The sequence below is a fragment of the Rhodococcus sp. UNC363MFTsu5.1 genome, assembly GCF_000686785.1.
In the GTDB taxonomy this organism is placed as follows: Bacteria; Actinomycetota; Actinomycetes; order Mycobacteriales; family Mycobacteriaceae; genus Rhodococcus_G; species Rhodococcus_G maanshanensis.
In genome coordinates this window covers 54,028-76,824 of sequence record NZ_JMLO01000018.1, presented here as the reverse complement: position 1 = coordinate 76,824, position 22,797 = coordinate 54,028, and the positions used below count along the sequence as shown (strand labels likewise).

24 protein-coding genes are annotated in these 22,797 nt (G+C 70.0%); 16 read left to right on the top strand and 8 right to left on the bottom strand.

Annotation, left to right across the window (positions count from 1 at the left end):
* Positions 1 to 67: 67 nt before the first annotated feature.
* Positions 68 to 1,933 carry a glutamine--fructose-6-phosphate transaminase (isomerizing) gene (gene glmS / locus BR31_RS0115760; RefSeq protein WP_027501800.1) on the top strand — a complete coding sequence of 622 codons (1,866 nt, stop codon included), beginning with the start codon at positions 68 to 70 and terminating at the stop codon, positions 1,931 to 1,933.
* 22 nt (positions 1,934 to 1,955) lie between these two features.
* Here the strand turns inward: glmS and BR31_RS0115755 are convergent, their stop codons facing one another.
* Positions 1,956 to 2,300 carry a cupredoxin domain-containing protein gene (locus BR31_RS0115755; RefSeq protein ID WP_027501799.1) on the bottom strand — a complete coding sequence of 115 codons (345 nt, stop codon included), beginning with the start codon at positions 2,298 to 2,300 and terminating at the stop codon, positions 1,956 to 1,958.
* Positions 2,301 to 2,347: 47 nt separating this feature from the next.
* On the opposite strand from BR31_RS0115755, the gene BR31_RS0115750 reads away from it, so the two are divergent.
* The 8 genes from BR31_RS0115750 to BR31_RS0115715 all read left to right on the top strand — a co-directional run bounded on the left by BR31_RS0115750 (position 2,348) and on the right by BR31_RS0115715 (position 9,319).
* The gene (locus BR31_RS0115750) at positions 2,348 to 3,793 is read left to right on the top strand and encodes a bifunctional ADP-dependent NAD(P)H-hydrate dehydratase/NAD(P)H-hydrate epimerase (protein WP_027501798.1); all 1,446 of its coding nucleotides are present in this window, start codon (positions 2,348 to 2,350) and stop codon (positions 3,791 to 3,793) included.
* Positions 3,794 to 3,893: 100 nt separating this feature from the next.
* Positions 3,894 to 5,051, top strand: coding sequence for an alanine racemase (gene alr / locus BR31_RS0115745; protein WP_037176881.1), 1,158 nt, complete (start codon positions 3,894 to 3,896; stop codon positions 5,049 to 5,051).
* On the top strand, positions 5,048 to 6,124 hold the full coding sequence (locus BR31_RS0115740) for an alpha/beta fold hydrolase (protein ID WP_027501796.1): 1,077 nt from the start codon (positions 5,048 to 5,050) through the stop codon (positions 6,122 to 6,124). The genes alr and BR31_RS0115740 overlap by 4 nt, the downstream gene beginning before the upstream one ends.
* Positions 6,117 to 6,599: a tRNA (adenosine(37)-N6)-threonylcarbamoyltransferase complex ATPase subunit type 1 TsaE gene (gene tsaE / locus BR31_RS0115735; protein WP_027501795.1), complete on the top strand. Its 483-nt coding sequence runs from the start codon at positions 6,117 to 6,119 to the stop codon at positions 6,597 to 6,599. The genes BR31_RS0115740 and tsaE overlap by 8 nt, the downstream gene beginning before the upstream one ends.
* Positions 6,600 to 6,614: 15 nt before the next feature.
* On the top strand, positions 6,615 to 7,259 hold the full coding sequence (tsaB, locus tag BR31_RS0115730) for a tRNA (adenosine(37)-N6)-threonylcarbamoyltransferase complex dimerization subunit type 1 TsaB (protein WP_027501794.1): 645 nt from the start codon (positions 6,615 to 6,617) through the stop codon (positions 7,257 to 7,259).
* On the top strand, positions 7,256 to 7,738 hold the full coding sequence (gene rimI / locus BR31_RS0115725) for a ribosomal protein S18-alanine N-acetyltransferase (protein WP_027501793.1): 483 nt from the start codon (positions 7,256 to 7,258) through the stop codon (positions 7,736 to 7,738). Before tsaB ends, rimI begins: the two co-directional genes overlap by 4 nt.
* Positions 7,735 to 8,787, top strand: coding sequence for a tRNA (adenosine(37)-N6)-threonylcarbamoyltransferase complex transferase subunit TsaD (gene tsaD, locus BR31_RS0115720; protein ID WP_027501792.1), 1,053 nt, complete (start codon positions 7,735 to 7,737; stop codon positions 8,785 to 8,787). Before rimI ends, tsaD begins: the two co-directional genes overlap by 4 nt.
* Complete coding sequence (locus BR31_RS0115715; protein WP_027501791.1) at positions 8,777 to 9,319, top strand: potassium channel family protein; 543 nt, start codon at positions 8,777 to 8,779, stop codon at positions 9,317 to 9,319. Before tsaD ends, BR31_RS0115715 begins: the two co-directional genes overlap by 11 nt.
* A 9-nt stretch (positions 9,320 to 9,328) precedes the next feature.
* Here the strand turns inward: BR31_RS0115715 and BR31_RS0115710 are convergent, their stop codons facing one another.
* Positions 9,329 to 9,772, bottom strand: coding sequence for an RrF2 family transcriptional regulator (locus tag BR31_RS0115710; RefSeq protein WP_027501790.1), 444 nt, complete (start codon positions 9,770 to 9,772; stop codon positions 9,329 to 9,331).
* Positions 9,773 to 9,815: 43 nt separating this feature from the next.
* Complete coding sequence (locus tag BR31_RS0115705) at positions 9,816 to 11,546, bottom strand: TIGR03767 family metallophosphoesterase (RefSeq protein WP_027501789.1); 1,731 nt, start codon at positions 11,544 to 11,546, stop codon at positions 9,816 to 9,818.
* 250 nt (positions 11,547 to 11,796) lie between these two features.
* Between BR31_RS0115705 and groES the strand changes: the two genes are divergently transcribed.
* Positions 11,797 to 12,096: a co-chaperone GroES gene (groES, locus tag BR31_RS0115700; RefSeq protein WP_027501788.1), complete on the top strand. Its 300-nt coding sequence runs from the start codon at positions 11,797 to 11,799 to the stop codon at positions 12,094 to 12,096.
* Positions 12,097 to 12,184: 88 nt separating this feature from the next.
* Entirely contained in the window at positions 12,185 to 13,801 is a 1,617-nt protein-coding gene (gene groL / locus BR31_RS0115695) for a chaperonin GroEL (protein WP_027501787.1), read from the top strand.
* 72 nt (positions 13,802 to 13,873) lie between these two features.
* On the opposite strand, the gene BR31_RS0115690 is transcribed toward groL, so the two are convergent.
* The 4 genes from BR31_RS0115690 to BR31_RS0115675 form a co-directional block, all read right to left on the bottom strand.
* Positions 13,874 to 14,608 carry an anti-sigma factor gene (locus BR31_RS0115690; RefSeq protein WP_027501786.1) on the bottom strand — a complete coding sequence of 245 codons (735 nt, stop codon included), beginning with the start codon at positions 14,606 to 14,608 and terminating at the stop codon, positions 13,874 to 13,876.
* The gene (locus BR31_RS0115685) at positions 14,608 to 15,258 is read right to left on the bottom strand and encodes a sigma-70 family RNA polymerase sigma factor (RefSeq protein WP_197023629.1); all 651 of its coding nucleotides are present in this window, start codon (positions 15,256 to 15,258) and stop codon (positions 14,608 to 14,610) included. The genes BR31_RS0115690 and BR31_RS0115685 overlap by 1 nt, the downstream gene beginning before the upstream one ends.
* A gap of 31 nt (positions 15,259 to 15,289) precedes the next feature.
* Positions 15,290 to 15,943: a fasciclin domain-containing protein gene (locus tag BR31_RS0115680; protein ID WP_027501784.1), complete on the bottom strand. Its 654-nt coding sequence runs from the start codon at positions 15,941 to 15,943 to the stop codon at positions 15,290 to 15,292.
* Positions 15,944 to 16,069: 126 nt separating this feature from the next.
* Complete coding sequence (locus BR31_RS0115675) at positions 16,070 to 16,363, bottom strand: WhiB family transcriptional regulator (RefSeq protein ID WP_027501783.1); 294 nt, start codon at positions 16,361 to 16,363, stop codon at positions 16,070 to 16,072.
* Between the two features lie 485 nt (positions 16,364 to 16,848).
* Here BR31_RS0115675 and BR31_RS0115670 point away from each other — a divergent pair, with 485 nt between their 5' ends.
* The 3 genes from BR31_RS0115670 (at position 16,849) to BR31_RS28900 (ending at position 19,346) form a co-directional block, all read left to right on the top strand.
* Positions 16,849 to 17,643: a hypothetical protein gene (locus BR31_RS0115670; protein ID WP_027501782.1), complete on the top strand. Its 795-nt coding sequence runs from the start codon at positions 16,849 to 16,851 to the stop codon at positions 17,641 to 17,643.
* 88 nt (positions 17,644 to 17,731) lie between these two features.
* Positions 17,732 to 18,310 (top strand): sigma-70 family RNA polymerase sigma factor, encoded by a 579-nt coding sequence (locus tag BR31_RS0115665; protein WP_027501781.1) that lies wholly within the window; start codon positions 17,732 to 17,734, stop codon positions 18,308 to 18,310.
* Complete coding sequence (locus BR31_RS28900) at positions 18,303 to 19,346, top strand: anti-sigma-D factor RsdA (protein WP_081830512.1); 1,044 nt, start codon at positions 18,303 to 18,305, stop codon at positions 19,344 to 19,346. Before BR31_RS0115665 ends, BR31_RS28900 begins: the two co-directional genes overlap by 8 nt.
* Before the next feature lie 73 nt (positions 19,347 to 19,419).
* Here BR31_RS28900 and BR31_RS0115655 read toward each other — a convergent pair whose 3' ends face one another.
* Positions 19,420 to 19,824, bottom strand: a complete 405-nt coding sequence (locus tag BR31_RS0115655; RefSeq protein ID WP_027501780.1) for a DUF5319 domain-containing protein — start codon at positions 19,822 to 19,824, stop codon at positions 19,420 to 19,422.
* A gap of 225 nt (positions 19,825 to 20,049) precedes the next feature.
* Between BR31_RS0115655 and guaB the strand changes: the two genes are divergently transcribed.
* Both guaB and BR31_RS0115645 read left to right on the top strand, forming a co-directional pair.
* The gene (gene guaB, locus BR31_RS0115650; protein WP_027501779.1) at positions 20,050 to 21,573 is read left to right on the top strand and encodes an IMP dehydrogenase; all 1,524 of its coding nucleotides are present in this window, start codon (positions 20,050 to 20,052) and stop codon (positions 21,571 to 21,573) included.
* A gap of 65 nt (positions 21,574 to 21,638) precedes the next feature.
* The gene (locus tag BR31_RS0115645) at positions 21,639 to 22,778 is read left to right on the top strand and encodes a GuaB3 family IMP dehydrogenase-related protein (RefSeq protein ID WP_027501778.1); all 1,140 of its coding nucleotides are present in this window, start codon (positions 21,639 to 21,641) and stop codon (positions 22,776 to 22,778) included.
* Positions 22,779 to 22,797 lie beyond the last annotated feature (19 nt).

Below are 22,797 nucleotides of genomic sequence, written 5' to 3'. Positions count from 1 at the left end.
CCAGGTCACCCCGCGGCCGCGCCCTACCGGTCGGCAGGGGTTCGGCAGCCCAGTACCCTGGTGAACCATGTGCGGAATCGTGGGATACGTCGGCCACCGCCAGGCGCTGGACGTCGTGGTGGAGGCGCTGCGCCGGATGGAGTATCGCGGATACGACTCGGCCGGCATCGCGGTCCTCGACGGTGCGGGCGGGGTCGCGATCGAGCGTAAGGCGGGCCGCCTGGCCAACCTCGAGGCCGAGCTCGCGGAGACCGGCACCGAGCGTTTTGTCGGCACCACGGGCATGGGCCACACCCGCTGGGCGACACACGGCAGGCCCACCGACCGCAACGCGCACCCGCACCGGGACACCGCGGGCAAGGTCGCGGTCGTGCACAACGGCATCATCGAGAACTTCGCCCCGCTGCGCGCCGAGCTCGAGAACGACGGCGTCGAGTTCGCCTCCGACACCGACACCGAGGTGGCGGTGCACCTGGTCTCGCGGGCCTACGCATCCGGCGACACCGCCGGGGACTTCGTGGAGAGTGCCAGGACGGTGATCCGCCGCCTCGAGGGCGCGTTCACCCTGGTGTTCACGCACGCCGACCACCCGGACACCATCGTCGCGGCCCGCCGGTCCACCCCGCTGGTGATCGGCGTCGGCGAGGGCGAGACCTTTCTCGGATCCGATGTCGCGGCGTTCATCGAGCACACCCGCGATGCGGTCGAGCTCGGTCAGGACCAGGTCGTCGTCATCACCGCCGACGGCTACACGGTGACCGACTTCGACGGGAACGAGGACGTCCCCACGCGTCCGTTCCGGATCGACTGGGACCTCGCCGCCGCCGAGAAGGGCGGCCACGACTACTTCATGCTCAAGGAGATCCAGGAGCAGCCTGCGGCGGTCGCCGACACCCTGCTCGGGCACTTCGATGCCGGTCGCATCGTGCTCGACGAGCAGCGGCTCTCCGATCAGGAACTCCGCGATGTGGACAAGGTGTTCGTCGTGGCCTGCGGCAGCGCCTACCACTCCGGCCTGCTCGCCAAGTACGCGATCGAGCACTGGACCCGGCTGCCCGTCGAGGTGGAGCTGGCGAGCGAATTCCGTTACCGCGACCCGGTTCTCGACCGTTCGACGCTCGTCGTCGCGATCTCGCAGTCCGGTGAGACCGCGGACACCCTCGAGGCGGTGCGGCACGCGAAGGACCAGAAGGCGCGCGTGCTCGCGGTGTGCAATACCAACGGGTCCCAGATCCCGCGTGAGGCCGACGCCGTCCTCTACACCCGGGCCGGACCGGAGATCGGTGTCGCGTCCACCAAGGCCTTCCTGGCCCAGGTGACCGCGAACTATCTGGTGGGGCTGGCGCTGGCGCAGGCGCGCGGCACCAAGTACCCGGACGAGGTGGCCAGGGAGTACCGCGACCTCGAGGCCATGCCGGAGCTGGTCGCGCGCGTGCTGCAGACGGTCGAACCGGTCCGGGCGCTGGCGCGGGAACTGGCGCACTCGCCGACCGTGCTGTTCCTCGGCCGCCACGTCGGGTACCCGGTGGCGCTCGAGGGTGCGCTCAAGCTCAAGGAGCTCGCGTACATCCACGCCGAGGGCTTCGCCGCGGGCGAGCTCAAGCACGGGCCGATCGCGCTGATCGAGGAGGGCCTTCCCGTCATCGTCGTGATGCCGTCGCCGAAGGGGCGCGCCGTCCTGCACTCGAAGCTGGTCTCCAACATCCAGGAGATCAAGGCCCGCGGCGCGCGGACCATCGTGATCGCGGAGGAGGGCGACGAGGCGGTGCGTGCGCACGCGGATCACCTCATCGAGATCCCGGCGGCGCCGAGCCTGCTGCAGCCGCTGCTGTCCACGGTCCCGCTGCAGGTGTTCGCGGCCGAGGTCGCGCAGACCCGCGGCTACGACGTGGACAAGCCGCGAAACCTGGCGAAGTCGGTCACCGTCGAATAGCACACCGAGGTGGGTGGCACCGTCATCGAACGATGATGGTGCCGCCCATCTGCGGGTGCAGGGTGCATTCGTACGGGTAGGTGCCCTGTCTGCTGAAGTAGTGGCTGAACTCGCCCTCGGACATCGTCCCGCTGGCGAAGTCCCCTTCCGCGGTGCCCTTCCCGGTTGCGGTGACGTTGTGCTCCACGCCCTCGTCGTTGAACTCCCAGGTGACGGTGTCACCGATGAGTATTCGGGTGGTCGACGGCCAGAAGGCGTTGTTGTTGATCTCGACGGTCTTGTCCCGCGCCTGCGCCGGACCCGCTGTTCCCGCGAGAACCGACGCGACCAGAAGTCCCGTTGCGATGGTGGCGCCGAGTGCGCGCATGGATAAAGGGTAGCCCCGAACGGCGGCCGTGGCGATACGGTGATCCGATGCGCGAGTACTTCACGGTCGATCAGGTGCGCGCCGCCGAGGCCCTGCTGCTCGCCGCGCTACCCGAGGGCGCCCTGATGCGCCGAGCCGCGTACGGACTGACCGCCGTGGTGGCCTCGGAACTACGTTCTCGGACCGGCGGTGTCGCGGGCAGGCGGGTGACCCTGCTGGTCGGCTCCGGCGACAACGGCGGGGACGCGCTGTGGTCGGGAGCGATGCTGCGCAGGCGCGGGGTCGCGGTCCGGGCGATCCTGCTCGACCCCGTCCGGGTCCACGCCGCGGGGCTGGCGGCGTTGCGGGCCGCAGGCGGGCGGGTCGAGGTGGGCGCCGACGCCGATCTCGGCGACCCCGACCTGGTGGTCGACGGCATCGTGGGGATCTCGGGGCGGGGGCCGTTGCGACCGCCCGCCGCCGCCCTGGTGGCCAGGCTCCGCGCGCCGATCGTCGCGGTGGACCTGCCGAGCGGGGTCGACCCCGACACCGGGGTCACGGCGGGGCCCGCCGTGACGGCCGCCGTCACCGTCGCCTTCGGGGCGCTCAAGCCCGTGCACGCCCTCGCGGCGGCACACTGCGGCAGGGTGGAACTGGTCGACATCGGACTCGACCTCCCGGATGCCTCGGTCCGGACCATGGCCGCGGCCGAGATCGGCGCCAGCTGGCCGATGCCGGGATCGGCGGACGACAAGTACAGCCAGGGTGTCGTCGGGGTGATCGCGGGCAGCGCCCGCTATCCCGGCGCGGGCGTGCTGTGCGCGGGTGCCGCTGTCGCCGCCACGTCCGGCATGGTGCGGTATGCGGGAACAGCTGCGCCGCAGGTTCTCTCGCGCTGGCCGGAGGTCGTCGCGGTGGACGGGTTCGGCGCCGCGGGCCGGGTGCAGGCCTGGGTGGTCGGCCCGGGGATGGGTACCGGCGAGGAGGCGCTGACGGTGCTCCGCGCCGTCCTCGGCACCGACCTGCCTGTGCTGGTGGACGCGGACGCCCTCACCCTGGTGGCCGCGGAGCCCGGGCTCGTCGCCGGCCGGGCGGCGCCGACGCTGCTGACCCCACACGCGGGAGAGTTCGCCCGGCTCACGGGGCGCGATCCCGCGGCGGACCGGGTGGGGGAGACCCGTAGCCTGGCGGCCGAGTGGGGGACCGGCGTGCTGCTCAAGGGCCGGTGCACGGTGGTAGCCGATCCGGACGGATCGGTCCTGCTCAACGAGGCCGGTGGTTCCGCAGCCGCGACCGCCGGTGCCGGGGACGTGTTGTCCGGCGTCATCGGGGCCCTGATGTCGACCGGGCTGGCGCCGCTGACCGCTGCGGCGATGGGTGCCCGCGCGCACTCGCTTGCCGCCAACCTGGCCGCGGGGCAGGGCTCGGGCACGGCAGCGCCCATCTCGGCCGATGCGCTGTTGTCCCAGGTCAGGGCCGCGGTGAGGGTGCTTCGTGCCCAAGCGGTGCCCTAACTGTGACCTCGTTAGTGATGGAAATCATTTGGCCTTTTCGTGGTCAATGGCAGGATCGGTGATCGTGACCTCCGACTTGTCCGTATGGGACGATCTGCGCATGACATCCGCGGTGGGCCCGTCCGCGCCGCAGGCGGAAGCGCTGATCGATCTCGACGCCATCGCACACAACGTCCGGCTGCTCCGTGACCACGCGGGCGACGCCGCGGTGATGGCCGTGGTCAAGGCCGACGCCTACAACCACGGGGCGGCGGCGGTGGCGCGCACGGCGCTCGCATCTGGGGCCGCCGAGCTGGGGGTCACCACGGTCGACGAGGCCCTGACGCTGCGGGCCGCCGGCATCGACGCACCGATCCTGTCGTGGCTGCACACCCCGGACACGGACTTCACGGCCGCGATCGCCGCGGGCATCGAACTGAGCGTGTCCTCGCCCCGGCACCTGCGATCGGTGGTCGCTGCGGCCCGCACGCTCGGGTCGACGGCGACCGTCTCGCTCAAGGTCGACACCGGACTGGGACGCAACGGTGTCTCACCTCTCGAGCTCGACGACACCCTCCGCGATCTGGCCAGGGCCGAGGCCGAGGGTGCGGTGCGACTGCGCGGGATCTTCTCCCACCTGGCGCACGCCGACCAGCCGCACCACCCGGTGATCGACACCCAGGCCGCCCGCCTCGAGCACGCCGTGGCCGAGGCCAAGCGGGTGGGGCTGCGTCCGGAGGTGGTGCACCTGGCGAACTCGGCCGCCGTGCTGACCCGGCCGGACCTGCGTTTCGACATGGTCCGCCCCGGCATCGCGATCTACGGGCTCTCCCCGGTTCCGGAACTCGGCGGGTTCGGGCTGCGGCCGGCCATGACGCTGCGGGCGCGGGTGGCACTGGTGAAGAAGATCGCCGCGGGCGAGGGCGTGTCCTACGGGCACACCTGGATCGCGCCCCGCGACACCACCGTCGCCCTCTTGCCGGTCGGCTACGCCGACGGCATCCCGCGTGCCCTCGGCGGCCGCTTCGAGGTGCAGATCGGTGGCAGGCGCCATCCGCAGATCGGCCGGGTCTGCATGGACCAGGTTGTCGTCGACCTCGGACCGGATCCCGCGGGGATCGCGGAGGGGGACGTGGCAGTGCTGTTCGGCAGCGGCGACGAGGGCGAACCGGTGGCCCAGGACTGGGCCGACGCCCTCGACACCATCCACTACGAAGTGGTGACCGGGGTACGGGGGCGAATCGTTCGGGGCTTCACCGGCCGGGAGGACCTGCGATGAATCCGTTCGGGAAGGCGGGCCTGGTCGGCGGCGCGGTCAGCGCCGCCGCGCTCGGCGCGCTCGCGGGGATCACCGTCGGGCACCGCCCGACCGCCCGCCGCAGCGGCAGGCGGGACCGGTACGCCAACGAGGACTTCCGGTTGATGAGCGCCGATCGCGCCAGCATCGTCGCGGCCGAGGACGGCACGGCGCTCGCGGTTCGGGAGGTCGGTCCAGCCGATGCCCCCCTCACGGTGGTCTTCGTGCACGGCTACTGCCTGCGCATGGAGTCCTGGCATTTTCAGCGGCGCCAGCTCGAGAAGCGTTGGGGCAAGGCGGTTCGGATGGTCTTCTTCGACCAGCGCGGCCACGGCCGGTCCGGGGTCCCCGCGCCCGCGAGCTGCACCATCGGTCAGCTCGGTCGGGATCTCGATGTGATCCTCCAGGCCGTCGCGCCGAGGGGACCCGTCGTGCTCGTCGGACACTCGATGGGCGGCATGACGATCCTGGCCCTGGCGAGGCAGGTGCCGGAGTTGTTCGGCACCAGGGTGATCGGGGTCGGTCTCATCTCCACCGCGGCCGAGGGTCTCAACAAGACCGGGCTGAGCAGGAACCTGCAGAACCCCGTGATCGACGCGTTCCGGCTCGCGGTCCGCACCTCGCCTGGCCTGGTCCAGTTCGGGCGCGGCGCCGCGCGCATGCTGATCTCGCCGATCCTGCGCGCCGCCTCGTACGGCACCGATGTCAGCGAATCGCTGATGCGGTTCTCCGAGTGGATGCTCAACCAGACGTCGGTGACCACGATCGTGAACTTCCTCAAGTCCCTTGAGCTGCACGACGAATCGGCGGCGCTGCCGGTCATCGCCGAGCTGCCGTCGTTGGTGCTCTGCGGGGATGCGGACATGATCCTGCCGTTCTCCCAGTCCGAGGCGATGGCGGCCGAGCTGCCGGAGTCCGAGCTGGTGCGCGTGGTCGGCGCCGGGCACCTGGTGCAACTCGAGTTCCCGATCCGGGTGACGGACGCGATCGACCGACTGGTGGGCCGCTCCATCGCCGAGCAGGGCGATTCCGAACGGACGGTCGTCGGTGGCTGACGAGGAACCGCGCACGATCCATCTGCCGACGACCGAGGACACCGAGGCGTTCGGCAGGCGCCTCGCCCTTGAGCTGAACGCGGGCGACCTGGTTGTGCTCGACGGCCCGCTCGGCGCGGGCAAGACCGCGCTCTCGAGGGGGATCGCGGCCGGGCTCGGCGTGCAGGGCCGGGTCAGCTCGCCGACGTTCATCATCGCCCGCGAGCACCGCGCTGGCGGCGAGCGTCCCGGCGGCGGTGAGCCGGTGGCGATGGTGCACGTCGACGCGTACCGGCTCGGCATCGGTGCCGATCCGGGACAGACCTTCGACGAACTGGACGCGCTGGACCTGGACACGGACCTCGCGGGTGCCGTCGTGGTGGTCGAGTGGGGCGAGGGCGTCGTCGAGCACCTGGCCGAGCGGCATCTGCTGGTGCGGCTGCGGCGCGAACCGGAGTCGGACGTGCGCACGGCGCAGTGGACCTGGGTCTCCTAGGTATCCTCGATAACCGTGCTCGTACTCGCGGTCGATACCGCCACGCCTGCCGTCACAGCCGGGGTGGTGCGCCTTGAGGGCGACACCCCACGAACCCTGGCGACCCGGATCACGGTCAACGCACGGGCCCACGCGGAGGTGCTGACCCCGCACATCCTCGAATGCCTCGCCGAGGCGGGCGTGGTCCCCGCGGATCTCGACGCCGTCGTGGTCGGGTGTGGCCCCGGCCCCTTCACCGGCCTGCGGGTCGGCATGGCAACGGCCGCAGCATTCGGTGATGCCCTCGGGATCCCGGTGCACGGTGTCTGCAGCCTGGACGCAATCGCGGTCGAGGCCGCGCTGGGACGGGATCTGCTGGTGGTCACCGATGCCCGCCGCCGGGAGGTGTACTGGGCGCGCTACAGCGGCGGTGTCCGTGTGGAGGGACCGGAGGTGAACAAGCCGGCCGACCTGGAGCCCACTCCCTCGCAGGCGATCGCGGGATCGGCCGGTCACGTCGACCTGTTCGACCTGCCCGTCGAGCCGGTCGAGACGCCGTCGCCCGCTGGCCTGGTCGCGGTGGCCGCCGTCGCGCTGCGTTCCGGTGCGGAGCCTGCGCCGTTGGTGCCGCTGTACCTGCGTCGCCCCGACGCGGTCGCCATCGCGGACCGGAAGAAATGACCGCGCGGATCGTCGAGATGACCGCGGCCGACGCAACCCGCTGCGAGGAGCTGGAGACGGTGCTGTTCCCCGGCGACAGCCCGTGGAGCGCGGAGGCCTTTCGTTCGGAGCTGACCGGGCCGCACAACCGCTACTTCGTCGCCCGCGACGAGTCCGGCGTGATGCTCGGCTACGCGGGGATCGCGTTGCTCGGTCGCGGCTCCGACGCCGAGTCCGAGGTGCACACCATCGGGGTCGATCCCGCTCATCAGCGGCGTGGCCTCGGCGCGCAACTGCTCGCCGCGCTGTTGCGGGAGGCCGATGGACACGGCGGTCCGGTGTTTCTCGAGGTCCGCACGGACAACGAGCCGGCGATCGCGCTGTACCGGGGAACGGGTTTCGAGATCGTCGGGACCCGAAGGAACTACTACCAGCCCAGCGGCGCCGACGCGTACACCATGCGTAGGCCCGCCGCCCGGGTCGAGGGGCAGCTGTCATGATCGTGATGGGGATCGAGAGCTCGTGCGACGAAACGGGCGTCGGCATCGTCCGGTGGCACGAGGACGGCACCTGTGAGCTCCTGGCCGACGAGGTGGCCTCGAGCGTCGATCAGCACGCCCGCTACGGCGGCGTGGTGCCGGAGGTGGCCTCACGCGCCCACCTCGAGGCGATCGTCCCGACCATGCGGCGGGCCCTCGCGCAGGCCGGGATCGCCAAGCCGGACGCGCTCGCGGTCACGATCGGACCGGGACTGGCAGGGGCGCTGCTGGTCGGCGCGGCCGCCGCGAAGGCGTACGCGGCGGCCTGGGATGTCCCGTTCTACGCGCTGAACCACCTGGGTGGGCACGTGGCGGTGGACACCCTCGAGCACGGCCCGATGCCGCCGTGCGTGGCGCTGCTGGTCTCCGGCGGGCACACCCACCTGCTGCACGTCGAGGATCTGGCGCGGCCGATCGTCGAACTCGGCACCACGGTGGACGACGCCGCGGGCGAGGCGTTCGACAAGGTGGCCCGGCTGCTCGGACTCGGATTCCCCGGCGGCCCGGCACTGGATGCGGCAGCGCAGGAAGGGGATCCACGGGCAATCGCCTTTCCGCGCGGCATGACCGGACCACGGGACGCCCGCTACGACTTCTCGTTCTCGGGGCTCAAGACGGCGGTCGCGCGATTCGTGGAGTCGAAGGAACGGGCGGGGGAGCCGCTCCCGATCCCCGACATCGCGGCGTCCTTCCAGGAGGCGGTAGCCGACGTACTCACCATGAAGGCGGTGCGGGCGGCAACCGATGTCGGGGTCGACACACTGGTGCTCGGGGGCGGGGCGACCGCCAATTCGCGCATCCGCTCGCTCGCCGAGGAGCGTTGTGCCGCGGCCGGTTTGACCCTTCGTATCCCCAAGCCGCGGTTGTGCACCGACAATGGGGTGATGATCGCCGCGTTGGGAGCGCACGTAATCGCGGGGGGTGCCACGCCCTCGCCGCTGACGGTGGCAACCGATCCGGGCCTCTCGGTGACCGTCAGCCAGTCATGGACGGCGAGCGATGACCGATGAGGCGTTCGAGAATCTGCCGAGGGAGCAGCGGCGCAGCCTGATCCGGCGCGCCGCCTTCCGTCCGCTCCTCAGCGCGGTCGCGCTGGTGGTGGTGTACTTCGTCATCCCGATGGAGAATCTGGAATCCGCCTCCGCGATCGGTGGACTGGTTCTGGGTGTGGTCTTCGTCGGCGCGCTCTTCGCCTGGCAGATCAGGAAGATCGTGCGCGCGGAGCATCCGGGTCTGCAGGCGATCGCAGGCCTCGGGCTGATGCTGCCGGGGTACCTGCTCGCCTTCGCGACGCTGTACCACCTCATGTCCGTGTCGGCGCCGGAGAACTTCGACGAGCCGCTGACGAAGATCGATTCGCTGTACTTCACGCTGGTGTGCTTCTCGACCGTCGGGTTCGGCGACATCACCGCGACCACCGAGGTCGCCAGGGCCATCGTGTCGGCGCAGATCGTGGGGAACCTGTTCCTGATCGCGGTCGGTGTCCGGATCATCACCGCCGCGGTGCGGCTGGGGCAGCGCCGCAGGGGCGTCGCGCAGTGAGCGGGTTGCTCAGGCCCTGACGGGGACGGACAGCTCCAGCAGGGTCGTCCCGGTCGGCGCCTGGATCAGGTCGTCGATGGTGACCTCGTCGAGCGAGTCGTAGAACGCGATCTGGGCGCGGCGCAGTGCGCTGCGGAGCCTGCACCCGCTGCGCAGCGGGCACGGATGGTCCCCCTCGCAGGTGACGACCTCCTCGTCGCCCTCGAGGGCGCGGGCGAGCGTGCCTACGGAGGTGTGCAGGCCCGCCTCGGTGATCGTGAGCCCGCCGCCCCGACCGCGGCGGGCTTCGACCATGCCGAGTTCGCGTAGCCGGACAACGACCTTGGCCGTGTGCGTGTACGGAATCGACATCTGATCCGCCACCTGACTCGTGGTCAGGCCGCCGCCTCCAGGGGAGGCGGCCAGGCGCATCACAACGCGCAGCCCAAGGTCGGTGAAACGCGTCAGCTGCACGCTCCGACCGTATGATACTTGCATCTGAGATGCAACAAAACCGTCACGCCCGTGGCGAAACCAGCACCAGCTCGGTGTTGTGATCGACGGATCCGCCGAGCAGTTCCGGGTCGGCGTGGATGTCGTTGAACGACAACTCGCGGTACAGCGAGGCCAGGCCCTGCTGGCTGAAGTCCCCGTGCCGGACCTCGTACGGGCTGTCCGACTCGACCAGCGTGGTCAGCAGCGAGAGCGTGCCGTCGGTGTTGTCGACCACCTCGATCAGCCGCGCGTGCTGCGGGAAGTCGATGTGCGAGGCGGTGTTGATCTCCCAGAAGCCCTGCGCGGCAGTGGCACCGGGGTGCGGCGTGATCCTGTTCTCGTGGGTGTGCCCGTTCACCCAGGCGAGCACGTTCGGGAAGCGGTGCAGCAGATCCACCAGTTCGGCACCGCTGTGGCGGCGCTCGCCGGGGCGCTCGGGATCCGGAACCAGGTTGTCCATCGAGCCACTGGTGTGGTGACTGAACAGCAGGAAGTAGGTGTCCTCCCGCGACTGCGTCACCGGGCGGCCGCCCGCGTCGAAGAAGCGGCTGCTGCCCGCCTGCAGGGTCTGCTCGATCCAGCGGAACTGGGCCTCGCCGAGGGAGCCCTCGACGAACCCGGCTCGGTTGGTGGAGTCCATGCTGATCCCGACCACGCCAGGCGCGATCTCGAACGAGTAGTAGCCGATGCCGGTCTCGCCCGCGTCGGGGGCGAAGCCGTGTCCGACCGGACCGGGGCCGGCATTCCTCGGGTCGAGGTGGGCGGCGATGTACTGCCGAGGGGTGAACGGCGCACGGTTGGCGTCGGGCGTGACGATGCGCGGCGGAGTGGTGACCGCGGCGAGGATGCTCGGCAGCGCAGCCGGATCCGAGCTCGCGGCGCTGCCGATCGCGCGAGCCTGCTCGGAATCGGGTGTCTCGATCTTGATCGAGCCGGTATACATGGCCTCGAGTGGTCCGATTCCGCTGGGGATGGTGCCCTGGATCGAGTCGTCGTGGTTGCCGAACACGCTGTACCAGGGGGTGCGCAGGCCCGGGCTCGTGACGGGCGTGAGGGCCGCGGCGCCGAGCAGCCCTGGCAGCTCAGGGAATCCGGCCTTCTTGTAGATGTCGCGGATCGGCGACTCCGGGTTCCAGTACAGGTCCGACCCGGAGTTCTGCACGCCCTCATAGCGATCCGCGGCGCCGGTGTTCGGGATGAAGGTGCCGCCGTTGAGCGCGGTCAGCAGCCAGCCGAGCTCCGCGTGCTCCTTGTTGTCGGTGTTGTCGCCGGTGGTCACCACGGCGTCGAACGCGCGGCGGGTGTGCGGGCCGCCCGGCAGGGAGTTGATCCGCGACACGAGCGAGACCAGGCCCTGTGTGGTGAGCGTCTCGTGCGGGCGGAAGGCCGACCCGTTGAGCTGGTGCACGTACTCGAATCGCATGGGGGACTGGGCGTCGACGATGTGCAGGTCGGTCAGCTGCACCACGGAGGCGAGGGCCCTCCTGCGCTCCTCACGGCCCGACCGTGCCTCGGCGAGCTCGCCGCGCACGATCATCTGCCACCCGGGTCCCGCGGTGAGCCTCCGGTAGCCGGACCCGCCGACCGGGGTCGCGACGGCCTCGAGCGTGGTGCCGGCAAACGAGGCGGGCAGCGGATCGGCCGCGGCGTACCAGGTACCCCAAGGTGCCCTTCCGAATGCGCCGGCCCCGATGGTGCCCGCGGCTCCGAGTCCGGCCAGTCCGATGAATGCGCGCCTGCTGATGTTTGCCACGGCGACGACTCTAGGTCACCCGTCGTACACCTCGGGTTCACACCGTCGTCCCGCCTCCGCCCCTGAGCGGTCCGGATACCCGCCGACCTTGAGCGCTGGCACTCGCATGTATAGAGTGCTAGTTGGCGCTGACCGAGCCTCGGCACCCGCGACGACGGGGCTCGAGTGAGATGCCGCAAGCGTACGAACAAACCATCACGTCCTGGGAACAGCCCTGGACGCACAAACCCCTGAAAGTGGAGGGCTCATCGTGGCGAGCGTGAACATCAAGCCGCTCGAGGACAAGATCCTCGTCCAGGCCAACGAGGCCGAGACGACGACTGCCTCAGGCCTGGTCATCCCCGACACGGCCAAGGAGAAGCCCCAGGAGGGCACCGTCGTCGCCGTCGGCGAAGGGCGCGTGACCGACAAGGGCAACCGCATCCCGGTCGACGTCAAGGAAGGCGACACCGTCATCTACAGCAAGTACGGCGGAACCGAGATCAAGTACGCCGGCCAGGAGTACCTGATCCTCTCGGCACGTGACGTGCTGGCTGTCATCTCCAAGTAAGCCACTTGCGAACCGCCCCGGCGTCCAACACATGGGCCCGGGGCGGATCGCGTTGCGGACCCTCCCAATCCAGGAGTAGCTGAGCAATATGTCCAAGGAAATCCAGTTCAACGAGACCGCGCGGCGGGCCCTCGAACGCGGCGTCGACACGCTGGCCGACGCGGTCAAGGTCACCCTCGGTCCCCGCGGTCGACACGTGGTGCTCGCCAAGGCGTTCGGCGGCCCCACGGTCACCAACGACGGCGTGAGCATTGCCCGTGAGATCGAGCTAGAGGACCCGTTCGAGAACCTCGGCGCCCAGCTCGTCAAGAGCGTCGCCACCAAGACCAACGACGTCGCGGGTGACGGCACCACCACCGCCACCGTGCTCGCCCAGGCGCTGATTCACGGCGGCATGAAGAACGTTGCTGCCGGCGCCAACCCGATCGCACTCGGTGTGGGGATCAGCCAGGCAGCAGATGCCGTGTCGGAGGCCCTCATCGCCGCCGCCACCCCCGTCGAGGGCAAGTCCGCGATCGCTCAGGTCGCCACCGTCTCCTCGCGCGACGAGGAGATCGGTGAGCTGGTCGGCGAGGCGATGACGCGTGTCGGCGTCGACGGCGTCGTGACCGTCGAGGAGTCCTCCACGCTGCAGACCGAGCTCGTCGTCACCGAGGGCGTGCAGTTCGACAAGGGCTACCTCTCGCCCTATTTCGTCACCGACATCGATGCGCAGCAGGCGATCTTCGAGGACGCGCTGATCCTGCTCTACCGCGAGAAGATCAGCTCGCTGCCCGACTTCTTGCCGCTGCTCGAGAAGGTCGCCGAGGCGGGCAAGCCGCTGCTGATCATCGCCGAGGACGTCGAGGGCGAGGTGCTCTCCACCCTGGTGGTGAACTCCATCCGCAAGACGATCAAGGCCGTCGCGGTGAAGGCGCCGTTCTTCGGCGACCGGCGCAAGGCGTTCCTCGACGACCTCGCGGTCGTCACCGCGGGCACGGTCATCAACTCCGACGTGGGCCTGACCCTCAAGGAAGCCGGACTGGAGCTGCTCGGCAGCGCCCGTCGGGTCGTCGTCACCAAGGACGAGACGACCATCGTCGACGGCGCGGGCACCGAGGCGGACATCGAGGCCCGGGTCGGGCAGCTGCGTCGCGAGATCGAGAACAGCGACTCCGACTGGGACCGTGAGAAGCTCGAGGAGCGCCTCGCCAAGCTGTCCGGCGGCGTTGCGGTGATCAAGGTCGGCGCGGCCACGGAGACCGAGCTCAAGGAGCGCAAGTTCCGCGTCGAGGACGCGGTCAACGCGGCCAAGGCCGCGGTCGAGGAGGGCATCGTGCCCGGCGGCGGCTCCGCGCTGGTGCAGGCGGGCCAGACGCTCGGCGCGCTGGCCGCATCGCTGTCCGGCGACGAGGCGACCGGCGTCGAGGTCGTGCGCGCGGCGCTCTCGGCCCCGCTGTTCTGGATCGCCACCAACGCGGGCGTCGACGGCTCGGTCGTGGTCAGCAAGGTCGCCGAGGCGCCCAAGGGCCATGGCTTCAATGCAGCCACCCTCACCTACGGCGACCTGCTCGCCGACGGTGTGGTGGATCCCGTCAAGGTGACCCGTTCCGCGGTGGTCAACGCGGCGTCGGTCGCCCGCATGGTGCTCACCACCGAGGCCACGGTCGTGGAGAAGCCGGTCGAGGCCGCCGATGCGGATCACGGCCACGGCCACAGCCACTAGCTCCACCGTCGCCCCCGGGTGACGACACGACAGGCCCCGGACGGATCTCCGTCCGGGGCCTGTCGCGTTCGGCTATCCCAGTGGCAGCGAGGCGAACACGTCCGTGGTCGGCCGCTCCGAACCACCTGCGGGTTCCACAGTGAAGGCCAGCAGCGAGGCGCCGTCCAGATCGTCGAGCACGGCCACGGTCGAGGGCGACACCTGATCCGGCGACATCATGCCCGCCGAGACCGGGGCGCCGGTGCCCGCGATCAGCCACATCTGATAGACCGAGTCCGATGCGGGCGGGGTGACGTCGTTCATCATCAGCACCGCGGCATCGGTCGACCTGGAGTAGACGGCGGTCGCCGAGCCGCCGCCTGGCACCGCTGTCGATGACGTCCGGACGTCCGGGGCGCTCATCACCTGGGCCGCCACCGGCTGCGTTGGAGTCGGTTCGCGCAGTTGCTGCCCGATGACCACGCCGCCCGCGAGCAGCGCGACGGCGGCGGCCGCCGCGCCGACGAGCCTCCATCGGGTGGTGGTGCGCCGTCGGTCGGCGAGCGAGACCGGCGCCGGGCCCTGCCCGGTGCGGGGCTCCTGCGCGATCTGCGTCAGCAGGCGTTCGCGTAGCTGTGCGGGCGGAGCGGTCTCGTTCGCGGCGGCGGTCGTCGCCAACGTCTCCCTGCATCGGCGCACCACGGTCTCGAAATCGGTCCGCAGCCTGTCGTCGGAGGTCGCGAGCAATTGCTCAACGGCACGGCGTTCGTCCGCGTCGAGGGTGTCGAGCGCGTAGGCGTTGGCCAGGTCGATCTGGTCGTCGTCCATCACGCCACCCCCAGGCATCCTCTTAGCCGGGCCAGCCCGTCCCGGATGCGGGTCTTGATGGTGGGCAGCGCAACCCCGAGTTGTACGGCGACCTCACGGTAGGTGCGCCCGCCGTAGTAGGCGAGCGAGACCGACTCGCGCTGCACCGATGTGAGGGTGTCGAGGCAGTCGACCACGGCCTGCCGGTCCAGGCGCCCGGAGACCTCCTCGGCGACCTCGTCGAACTCGCTGCCGCGGTTGCGTGACTCGTAGACCACCTCGCGGTTCGAGTGCGACTGCTCCGACCGGACGCGGTCGACCGCTCTGCGATGCGCGAGGGTCAATAGCCAGGACACCGCGGAGCCCCTGGTCTTGTCGAAGTCGTCGGCGGTGCGCCAGAGCTGGAGGTAGACCTCCTGGGTGGTTTCCTCGGCGAAGCCGGGATCGCGCAGTACCCGGAGCACCATTCCGTAGACGCGGGCGCAGGTCCGGTCGTACAGCTCGGCGAAGGACCCCGAATCCCCGTCGGCGGCGCGGGTCAGCAGGGCGGCCAGCTCGGCCGACTCGGCCTCGCGACGGGCGAGGGCCTGCCCGGCGTCCGCCGGGCAGGCCGCCTCACCGAGACCGTGCTCGGGCGCAACGCCGGAACCCGTGGGCCCTTGGCCCGTCACCACTTTCCGATCCCGTTCATAGACAACCACGTTACTGCGGCATCAACACGGAATCGATGAGGTAGACGGTGGCATTCGCGGTGCTGACGCCGCCGCAGACGACATTCGCGTCGTTGACCTTGAGGGCATCCCCCGACCCTGTCACGGTCACCGCGGCGCCCTCGACCGTCGGGTGTTGGCCTGCGATCTCGCTCGGCGCGATCCGGCCCGGCACCACGTGGTAGGTGAGGACCTTCGTCAGCAGCGCGTCGTCGGTCTTCAGCGTGTCGATGGTGGCCGGATCCACCTTGCCGAAGGCGTCGTCGACCGGTGCGAACACGGTGAACTGTCCTCCGTTGAGGGTGTCGACGAGGTTGACATCGGGGTTGAGCTGCCCCGAGACCGCGGCCACCAGGGTGGTGAGGAGGGGGTTGTTCGAGGCGGCGACGGCCACCGGATCCTGGGCCATGCCGGAGATCGAGCCGCCGCCCTGCGGGACGGCCTCGGCGTAGCTCGCGCAGCCGGGTCCGACAAGATTCGCGGCGGGGTCGGCCGCCATCTCCGGTGCCATCGCGTCATCGGACGTGGCGGGGGCGGGCGCGGAGTCGTCGCTGTTGGCGGAGGAACACGCCGAGACGCCGATCAGGGCGACCGACGCGGTGGCCGCGATGGCGAGGGCACGGATGCGGGTGGTGCTGGTGCTCATGGGACTGCCTTCCCGAGTGTTGTGCGAGTGCTGTCGGGAAGGCATTCGGAGCGGGTGGTGCGGAGGATGGGTCACGCATCTCGGCGCGGCCCCTGATGCCGGGGCCGCGCCGAGATACGAGGTTGCCTATACCGCGATGCGGTGGCGGCCCCTGCGGGCGTGCATCTCACGTTCGGTCTCGGACATGCCGCCCCAGATCCCGTACGGCTCGCTGACACTGAGGGCGTGGCTGCGGCACTGTGCGAGTACGGGGCACTGACGGCACATCTCCTTGGCGCGGGTCTCACGCTGGGTGCGTGCCCGGCCCCGCTCGCCGTCCGGATGGAAGAACATCGCGGAGTCCACTCCGCGGCACAGGCCGTGCATCTGCCAGTCCCAGATATCGGCGTTCGGTCCGGGGAGGTGATTCGGCTGAGGCATGCCATCTCCTGTCCATCCATACACCTGAAGAGCCTCCAGGTCTGCAATCAATTCGTCTCGGCAACGTTAGAGGTATTGCGGAAAATGAGTCAATAGTTGCTCAAGTGGGGATTTCCATAGTGTTCGCACGAGAATTTAACGTTCCGTTCATAGACAAGGACATGTAGCCGTGATCGGCTGTCGCTGCGGCGGCCCTCCTGCTGGGCATCGGTGGCCTGAAAAGGGTGCTGACGAGTACTTTTGCCTGTTCGATGCGGTGGGAGGGTGGGGCGCGGGTCCTGGCAGTGCGCGAGCGGGCGTTGAGATTCTTGGTTAACGCAATTGCCACAAACCGGACTCTGAATCAGCTGCCTGATTCAATCTTTGATTCAACCTTGAAATACGTCCGCGTGGACGTAACTATCGACAAACGCGGGGTGAATGGGGTATTCGGCGGGGTGGGTGCGCCGCCGGGGCGGACGCGGACCGGCCCTACTCTTGGCCCGGTGGGGACACTGATCAACGCCGCATTCGGCGACCAGCCCGGGTTGGCCCCGTTGCCTGCCGCCGTCGACAACACGCAGCTCTGGCTCAGGGCGGTGGCGCTCGGTGGACAGGGGCGCTACGCCGCGGCCAGGACCGAACTGCTGAGCATCGCGCGTCGGCGCCCGAGCCCGGGCGTCGCCTCGCTCGCGCTGAGCACGGAGGCCTCGTTGCTCAGGCAGCTCGGGTGGCATCGGCTGGCGGCAGGCTTCGACGGGCGCGCGCTCGCGGTGCTCGGCGGCACGGCAGGCGAAGAGGCGACGGTGCAGACCGCCGCTCGATGCGACGCACTGACCGGGCTGGCCGCGGACGCGCTCGGCTGCGGTCGGCTCGCGCTCGGTTCGGCCCTGCTCGAGCGGTGCGCGCCGCTCGTGGGGAACGATCCCGCGCTGTGGCGACAGCGCATCCGCCTGAACTGGGTGAGCGCCGAGATCGCGCTGGCGTTGGGGGACGCCACCACGGCGCGTCGGCACGCGAGCGCCGCCGTCGACCTCGCCGGTGACGTCGATTCGGTGCGGCACCAGGTGAAGTCGGACCTCCTGCTCGCGGCGGCTCTCAGTGCGGGCCCGGACCCCGATGCAGCGGTTGATCTGGGCGAACAGGTGTTGAGCCGGTGCGCCGAGCATGGCCTCTTGCCCCTGCGATGGGCGGCGGCAATGCTGGTAAACGGAGTCCGTCCCGGTGCGGACGCGGCGGCGATTCGGGACGAATGTCGACGGCAAATCTCCGCCCGCGGTGGCCGATTCAGGGATCTGTGAGTATCTGTCGCTATCCTTCAAACGTTCCACCGCCAGGTGGGAGCGCTCTGGAGCGGGCGCCACTGTAACGCCAGGAATCTCTCTGACGATGACTAATACGAGCGAGGAGTTGGACTCAGCCGTCGCTGCGGCAGCGCAGGGCGATCGAGTTGCCTTGTCTCGAGTGCTGGAGAGTGTTCGACCCTTGGTTGTGCGTTACTGCCGATCACGGGTCGGAGCCGCGGAAAGGGGACAACTGTCCGCGGACGACGTGGCGCAGGAGGTATGCCTGGCAGTGATGACCGCTTTGCCGCGGTATCAGGATCAGGGCCGCCCTTTCATGGCATTCGTGTACGGCATCGCCGCGCACAAGGTGGCCGATGCCCACCGGAACGCCGGGCGTAACAAAGCCGAGTCGATGGCCGAAGTGCCAGATGTCATCTCCACCGAGGAGGGACCCGAGAAGCTCGCATTGGACTCGGAGACCACACGGCAGATGAACGCGCTACTGGGAACCCTCCCCGAGAAGCATCGGGAGATCCTCGTCCTGCGTTTGGTTGTCGGCCTGTCGGCGGAGGAGACGGCGGCTGCCGTCGGCAGCACGGCAGGAGCAGTACGGGTCGCCCAGCACAGGGCGCTCACGAAGTTGAAGAACGAAGTTGCGAAAGCGGGTGAGATGTATGGCTAGGGGCAGCAAGCGTGGTGGGGACCACGAGGGAACGCGGCGGGACACGTCCGGTGCCGACCTCACCCCGGACGCGTCGTCCCTCGACGACACCGACGCCTCGTCCGCCGATGCGACGGCCGTCGATTTCGCCGCCATCGCGCGGGACGATGCCCTCATCGACGCGATCGCCGGTGACGGCCCGATCGCGACGAACAGCCCCGAGGAGTTCGAGCTCGCGACCCTGCTGACCGCATGGCGCGCCGAGATCCTTGCCCCCGCCATGCCTGCCGAACCCGATCTCGACCAGGTGGCCGCCGCCGTCGACCGGGAACTGGCGACCATCGGATCACCCCGCCGCTCGGGTCTGCGGTTGCTCCGGCCCATCGTGGGCGCCGCCGCGGCCATCGCCGTCGTGATGGCAGGGCTGACGGTCTTCTCCTACAACGCCGTACCGGGCGATCCGCTGTGGAAGGTCAAGGAGGTCGTGTTCACCGAGCGCGCCAACTCGACCGTCGCCGGCATCGACACGACCACCAACCTGGAAGAGGCGGAACGCCTCATCCGCGCGGGCGACCCGCAGGCGGCGCTGGTGGTGCTGGAGTCCGCACGCAAGCGGGTCGACGACGTGAACGAGTCGGCCAAGCGCGACGAGCTGACGGCCTGGCGGGAGCGGCTGGTGGCCGACGCCGTCAAGACCCCTCCGACGACGACCACGCCGCCCTCGGCGCCGGGGACGAGCCCCGGACTGCCCGCAGTCCCGGGTGTGACGCTGCCGGGGGACACGGTGACTGCGCCGGTGCTGCCCACCACCGTGCTGGACCTCCCGAGCCTGCCGACCACCGTCCCGCCGGTCGAGACGGGGGTGCCGCCGATCACGGTGCCGCCGATCACGATTCCGCCGACCCAGGTGCCGCCGATCACGATCCCGCCGATCGTGACGACGCAGCCGCCGGTGCTGACGACCGTCCCGTCCGTGCCGACCACCACCAAGGTCGTGCCGCCGACCCAGGACACGCCGACGCCGCGGGACCTGACGTCGAACCCGCCGCCCAGCTGACCCGAGCCCAGACGCGAAACGGCCCGACAAGGTGAATTCCTTGTCGGGCCGTTTTCGTCGTGTCGGTTGCGGGTCAGGCGTCGAAGCCGTCGCCGTGCAGCGCCTCGTTCATCGACGCGTCCGCGTAGCCGCGGCAGTAGTCCCAGGTGACGTAGGCCTCGGGGACCGGGTCGTAGGCGGGCTCGTGCGGGCGCACGGTGCCGTCCACGAGCAGCTGCAGCAGGTTGGCGCGCAGCATGTCCCAGTCGTGGTAGTGATCCTGCTGGCAGTCGTCGCAGCACACGACGAGTCCGCGGATGCCGCGGTGGCCGAGCAGGGCCTCATAGACGGCAAGGTCCGCGAGGTCCTCTTCGACGGCCAGTCGCTCATGGGGGTCGAGGGGCTGACCCGGCTCGATCGCGTCCAGCGCGGCCGACGGATCGGAGGGGTCGCCGGCGAACGGATCCGGCGGCAGACCGGGGGGCAATTGATCACGCACAGGTCCACGGTACGCAGCGCATGCGGGTCTGCGCCAGCCGTTCCGCTCACCACGTTCGCTCGCACCCGTGTCCAGCCGATACCATGGTGGACGGGCTGAGGGAATAGTTCGCCCTCGACCGAGCATTCTTCTCAGTCCCGAAGCAATCACGACTTGACCGCGCCGCGGGGATTCGACGCCCCGCACGGCGGCGCACCACAGTTCCAGGAAAGGGTCCCGAGCCGCATGAGTATTTCCGGAGGACACGTGCGTACCGGAGGGGACCGCCCCGACAAGGTCGCCATGCTGGGACTCACCTTCGACGACGTGCTGCTGCTGCCTGCGGCATCCGACGTGATCCCGAGCCAGGTCGACACCTCCAGCCAGCTGACCCGGGAGATCCGGCTGCGGGTGCCGCTGGTCAGTTCGGCGATGGACACGGTGACGGAGTCGAGGATGGCGATCGCGATGGCGCGCGCAGGCGGCATGGGCGTGTTGCATCGCAACCTCTCACTCGAGGCCCAGGCCGGCCAGGTCGAGACGGTCAAGCGGTCAGAGGCCGGAATGGTCACCGACCCGGTCACCTGTAAGCCGACCGACACCCTGGCCGAGGTCGACGCCACCTGCGCACGCTTCCGGATCTCCGGACTCCCGGTCACCGACGACGCAGGCCAGTTGGTCGGCATCATCACGAACCGGGACATGCGCTTCGAGGTGGACCAGAATCGGCCTGTCGCCGAGATCATGACCCCGGCGCCGCTGATCACCGCGCGCGAGGGCGTCACCGCGGAGGCCGCGCTCGGGTTGCTGCGCAGGCACAAGATCGAGAAGCTCCCGATCGTCGACGGACAGGGCAGGCTGACCGGCCTCATCACCGTCAAGGATTTCGTCAAGACCGAGCAGCACCCGAACGCCACCAAGGACCGCGACGGTCGCCTGCTGGTGGGCGCGGCGGTCGGTGTCGGCGACGACGCCTGGAACCGCGCCATGACCCTGGCCGATGCCGGCGCCGATGTGCTTGTCGTCGACAGCGCACACGGCCACTCCATCAACGTGCTCGAGATGATCACCAAGCTCAAGGGTGAGATCGGCGACCGCGTCCAGCTGATCGGCGGCAATGTCGCCACTCGGGCCGGCGCCCTCGCGCTGGTCGAGGCCGGCGCGGACGCCGTCAAGGTCGGCGTCGGGCCCGGCTCCATCTGCACCACCCGCGTCATCGCCGGTGTCGGTGCCCCGCAGATCACCGCGATCCTCGAGGCCGTTGCCGCCTGTAAGCCCCTCGGCGTGCCGGTCATCGCCGACGGCGGACTGCAGTTCTCCGGCGACATCGCCAAGGCACTCGCCGCCGGCGCCTCGACCGCCATGCTCGGTTCGCTCCTCGCGGGCACGGCCGAGTCCCCCGGCGAGCTGATCCTGGTCGGCGGCAAGCAGTTCAAGAGCTACCGCGGCATGGGCTCACTCGGCGCGATGCAGAGCCGCGGGCAGGGCAAGTCCTACTCCAAGGACCGCTACTTCCAGGACGACGTGCTCTCGGAGGACAAGCTCGTCCCCGAGGGCATCGAAGGGCGGGTGCCGTTCCGTGGCCCGCTGTCCCAGGTCACTCATCAGCTGACCGGCGGCTTGCGTGCCGCGATGGGGTACGCAGGCGCCTCGACCATCGAGGAACTGCAGGAGGCGCAGTTCGTGCAGATCACCGCCGCGGGCCTCAAGGAGAGCCACCCGCACGACATCACCATGACGGTAGAAGCGCCGAACTACGTCGCGCGGTAGCCGCGCGGGATAGTTTCCAGCGAAGATCCAGGCAAGCATCAGCCACAACGAAGAAAGGGGCGCGCGTGCGCGACCTCGTTGAGATCGGCATGGGCAGAACCGCCCGTCGCACCTACGAGCTGGACGACATCGACATCGTCCCCTCCCGCCGGACCCGGTCCTCCAAGGAGGTGTCGACGGCCTGGCAGCTCGATGCGTACCGCTTCGACATCCCGGTGCTCGCGCACCCGACCGATGCCCTCGTCTCGCCCTCGTTCGCGATCGAGCTCGGCAAGCGCGGCGGGCTCGGCGTCATCAACGGCGAGGGCCTGTGGGGTCGGCACGCCGACGTCGACGCGAAGCTCGCCGAGCTGGTGCACCTCGCCGAGACGGACGACGACCCGGACGCGCCGATCGCCCGGCTCCAGGAGCTGCACGCGGCGCCGATCCAGCCGCACCTGCTGGCGGCGGCCGTCGCGCAGGTGCGCGACTCCGGTGTCACCACCGCGGTCCGGGTCAGCCCGCAGAACGCGCGCGCGCTGACCCCGGAGCTGGTGAAGGCCGGGATCGACCTGCTGGTGATCCACGGCACGATCATCTCCGCCGAGCACGTCGCGCACGGCGAGAGCGAGCCGCTGAACCTCAAGACGTTCATCTCCGAGCTCGACGTCCCCGTGATCGCGGGCGGCGTGAGCGATCACCGCACGGCGCTGCACCTGATGCGCACCGGCGCCGCGGGTGTCATCGTCGGCTACGGCTCCACCGAAGGCGCCACGACCACCGGCGAGGTGCTGGGCATCGGGGTGCACATGGCCACCGCGATCGCGGACGCCGCGGCCGCGCGTCGGGACTACCTCGACGAGACCGGCGGGCGCTACGTGCACGTCATCGCGGACGGCGACATCAGCACCTCGGGCCACCTGGCCAAGGCCATCGCCTGCGGCGCGGACGCCGCGGTCCTCGGCGCGCCCCTCGCGGTCGCGGCGGAGGCCCCCGGTGGCGGCTGGTACTGGCCGTCGGCTGCCGCGCACCCGTCGGTGCCGCGTGGCGCGCTGCTGCCGGTCGCCGCGGGCGAGCGCCCCTCCCTCGACCGCGTCCTCACCGGACCGTCGGACGATCCCTACGGTTCGCTGAACCTGGTCGGTGGACTCCGTCGCTCGATGGCGAAGTCCGGCTACTCGGACCTCAAGGAGTTCCAGAAGGTCGGCCTGACGGTTCGCGCCTGACGTCGCTCGGCGGCATCCT

Excerpts from the sequence above, each read along its gene's own strand:
- glmS (WP_027501800.1), top strand. The coding sequence starts at position 68 with ATGTGCGGAATCGTGGGATACGTCGGCCACCGCCAGGCGCTGGACGTC.
- BR31_RS0115755 (WP_027501799.1), bottom strand. The coding sequence starts at position 2,300 with ATGCGCGCACTCGGCGCCACCATCGCAACGGGACTTCTGGTCGCGTCG.
- BR31_RS0115750 (WP_027501798.1), top strand. The coding sequence starts at position 2,348 with ATGCGCGAGTACTTCACGGTCGATCAGGTGCGCGCCGCCGAGGCCCTG.
- alr (WP_037176881.1), top strand. The coding sequence starts at position 3,894 with ATGACATCCGCGGTGGGCCCGTCCGCGCCGCAGGCGGAAGCGCTGATC.
- BR31_RS0115740 (WP_027501796.1), top strand. The coding sequence starts at position 5,048 with ATGAATCCGTTCGGGAAGGCGGGCCTGGTCGGCGGCGCGGTCAGCGCC.
- rimI (WP_027501793.1), top strand. The coding sequence starts at position 7,256 with ATGACCGCGCGGATCGTCGAGATGACCGCGGCCGACGCAACCCGCTGC.
- tsaD (WP_027501792.1), top strand. The coding sequence starts at position 7,735 with ATGATCGTGATGGGGATCGAGAGCTCGTGCGACGAAACGGGCGTCGGC.
- BR31_RS0115715 (WP_027501791.1), top strand. The coding sequence starts at position 8,777 with ATGACCGATGAGGCGTTCGAGAATCTGCCGAGGGAGCAGCGGCGCAGC.
- groL (WP_027501787.1), top strand. The coding sequence starts at position 12,185 with ATGTCCAAGGAAATCCAGTTCAACGAGACCGCGCGGCGGGCCCTCGAA.
- BR31_RS0115690 (WP_027501786.1), bottom strand. The coding sequence starts at position 14,608 with ATGGACGACGACCAGATCGACCTGGCCAACGCCTACGCGCTCGACACC.
- BR31_RS0115680 (WP_027501784.1), bottom strand. The coding sequence starts at position 15,943 with ATGAGCACCAGCACCACCCGCATCCGTGCCCTCGCCATCGCGGCCACC.
- BR31_RS0115675 (WP_027501783.1), bottom strand. The coding sequence starts at position 16,363 with ATGCCTCAGCCGAATCACCTCCCCGGACCGAACGCCGATATCTGGGAC.
- BR31_RS0115665 (WP_027501781.1), top strand. The coding sequence starts at position 17,732 with ATGACTAATACGAGCGAGGAGTTGGACTCAGCCGTCGCTGCGGCAGCG.
- BR31_RS28900 (WP_081830512.1), top strand. The coding sequence starts at position 18,303 with ATGGCTAGGGGCAGCAAGCGTGGTGGGGACCACGAGGGAACGCGGCGG.
- guaB (WP_027501779.1), top strand. The coding sequence starts at position 20,050 with ATGAGTATTTCCGGAGGACACGTGCGTACCGGAGGGGACCGCCCCGAC.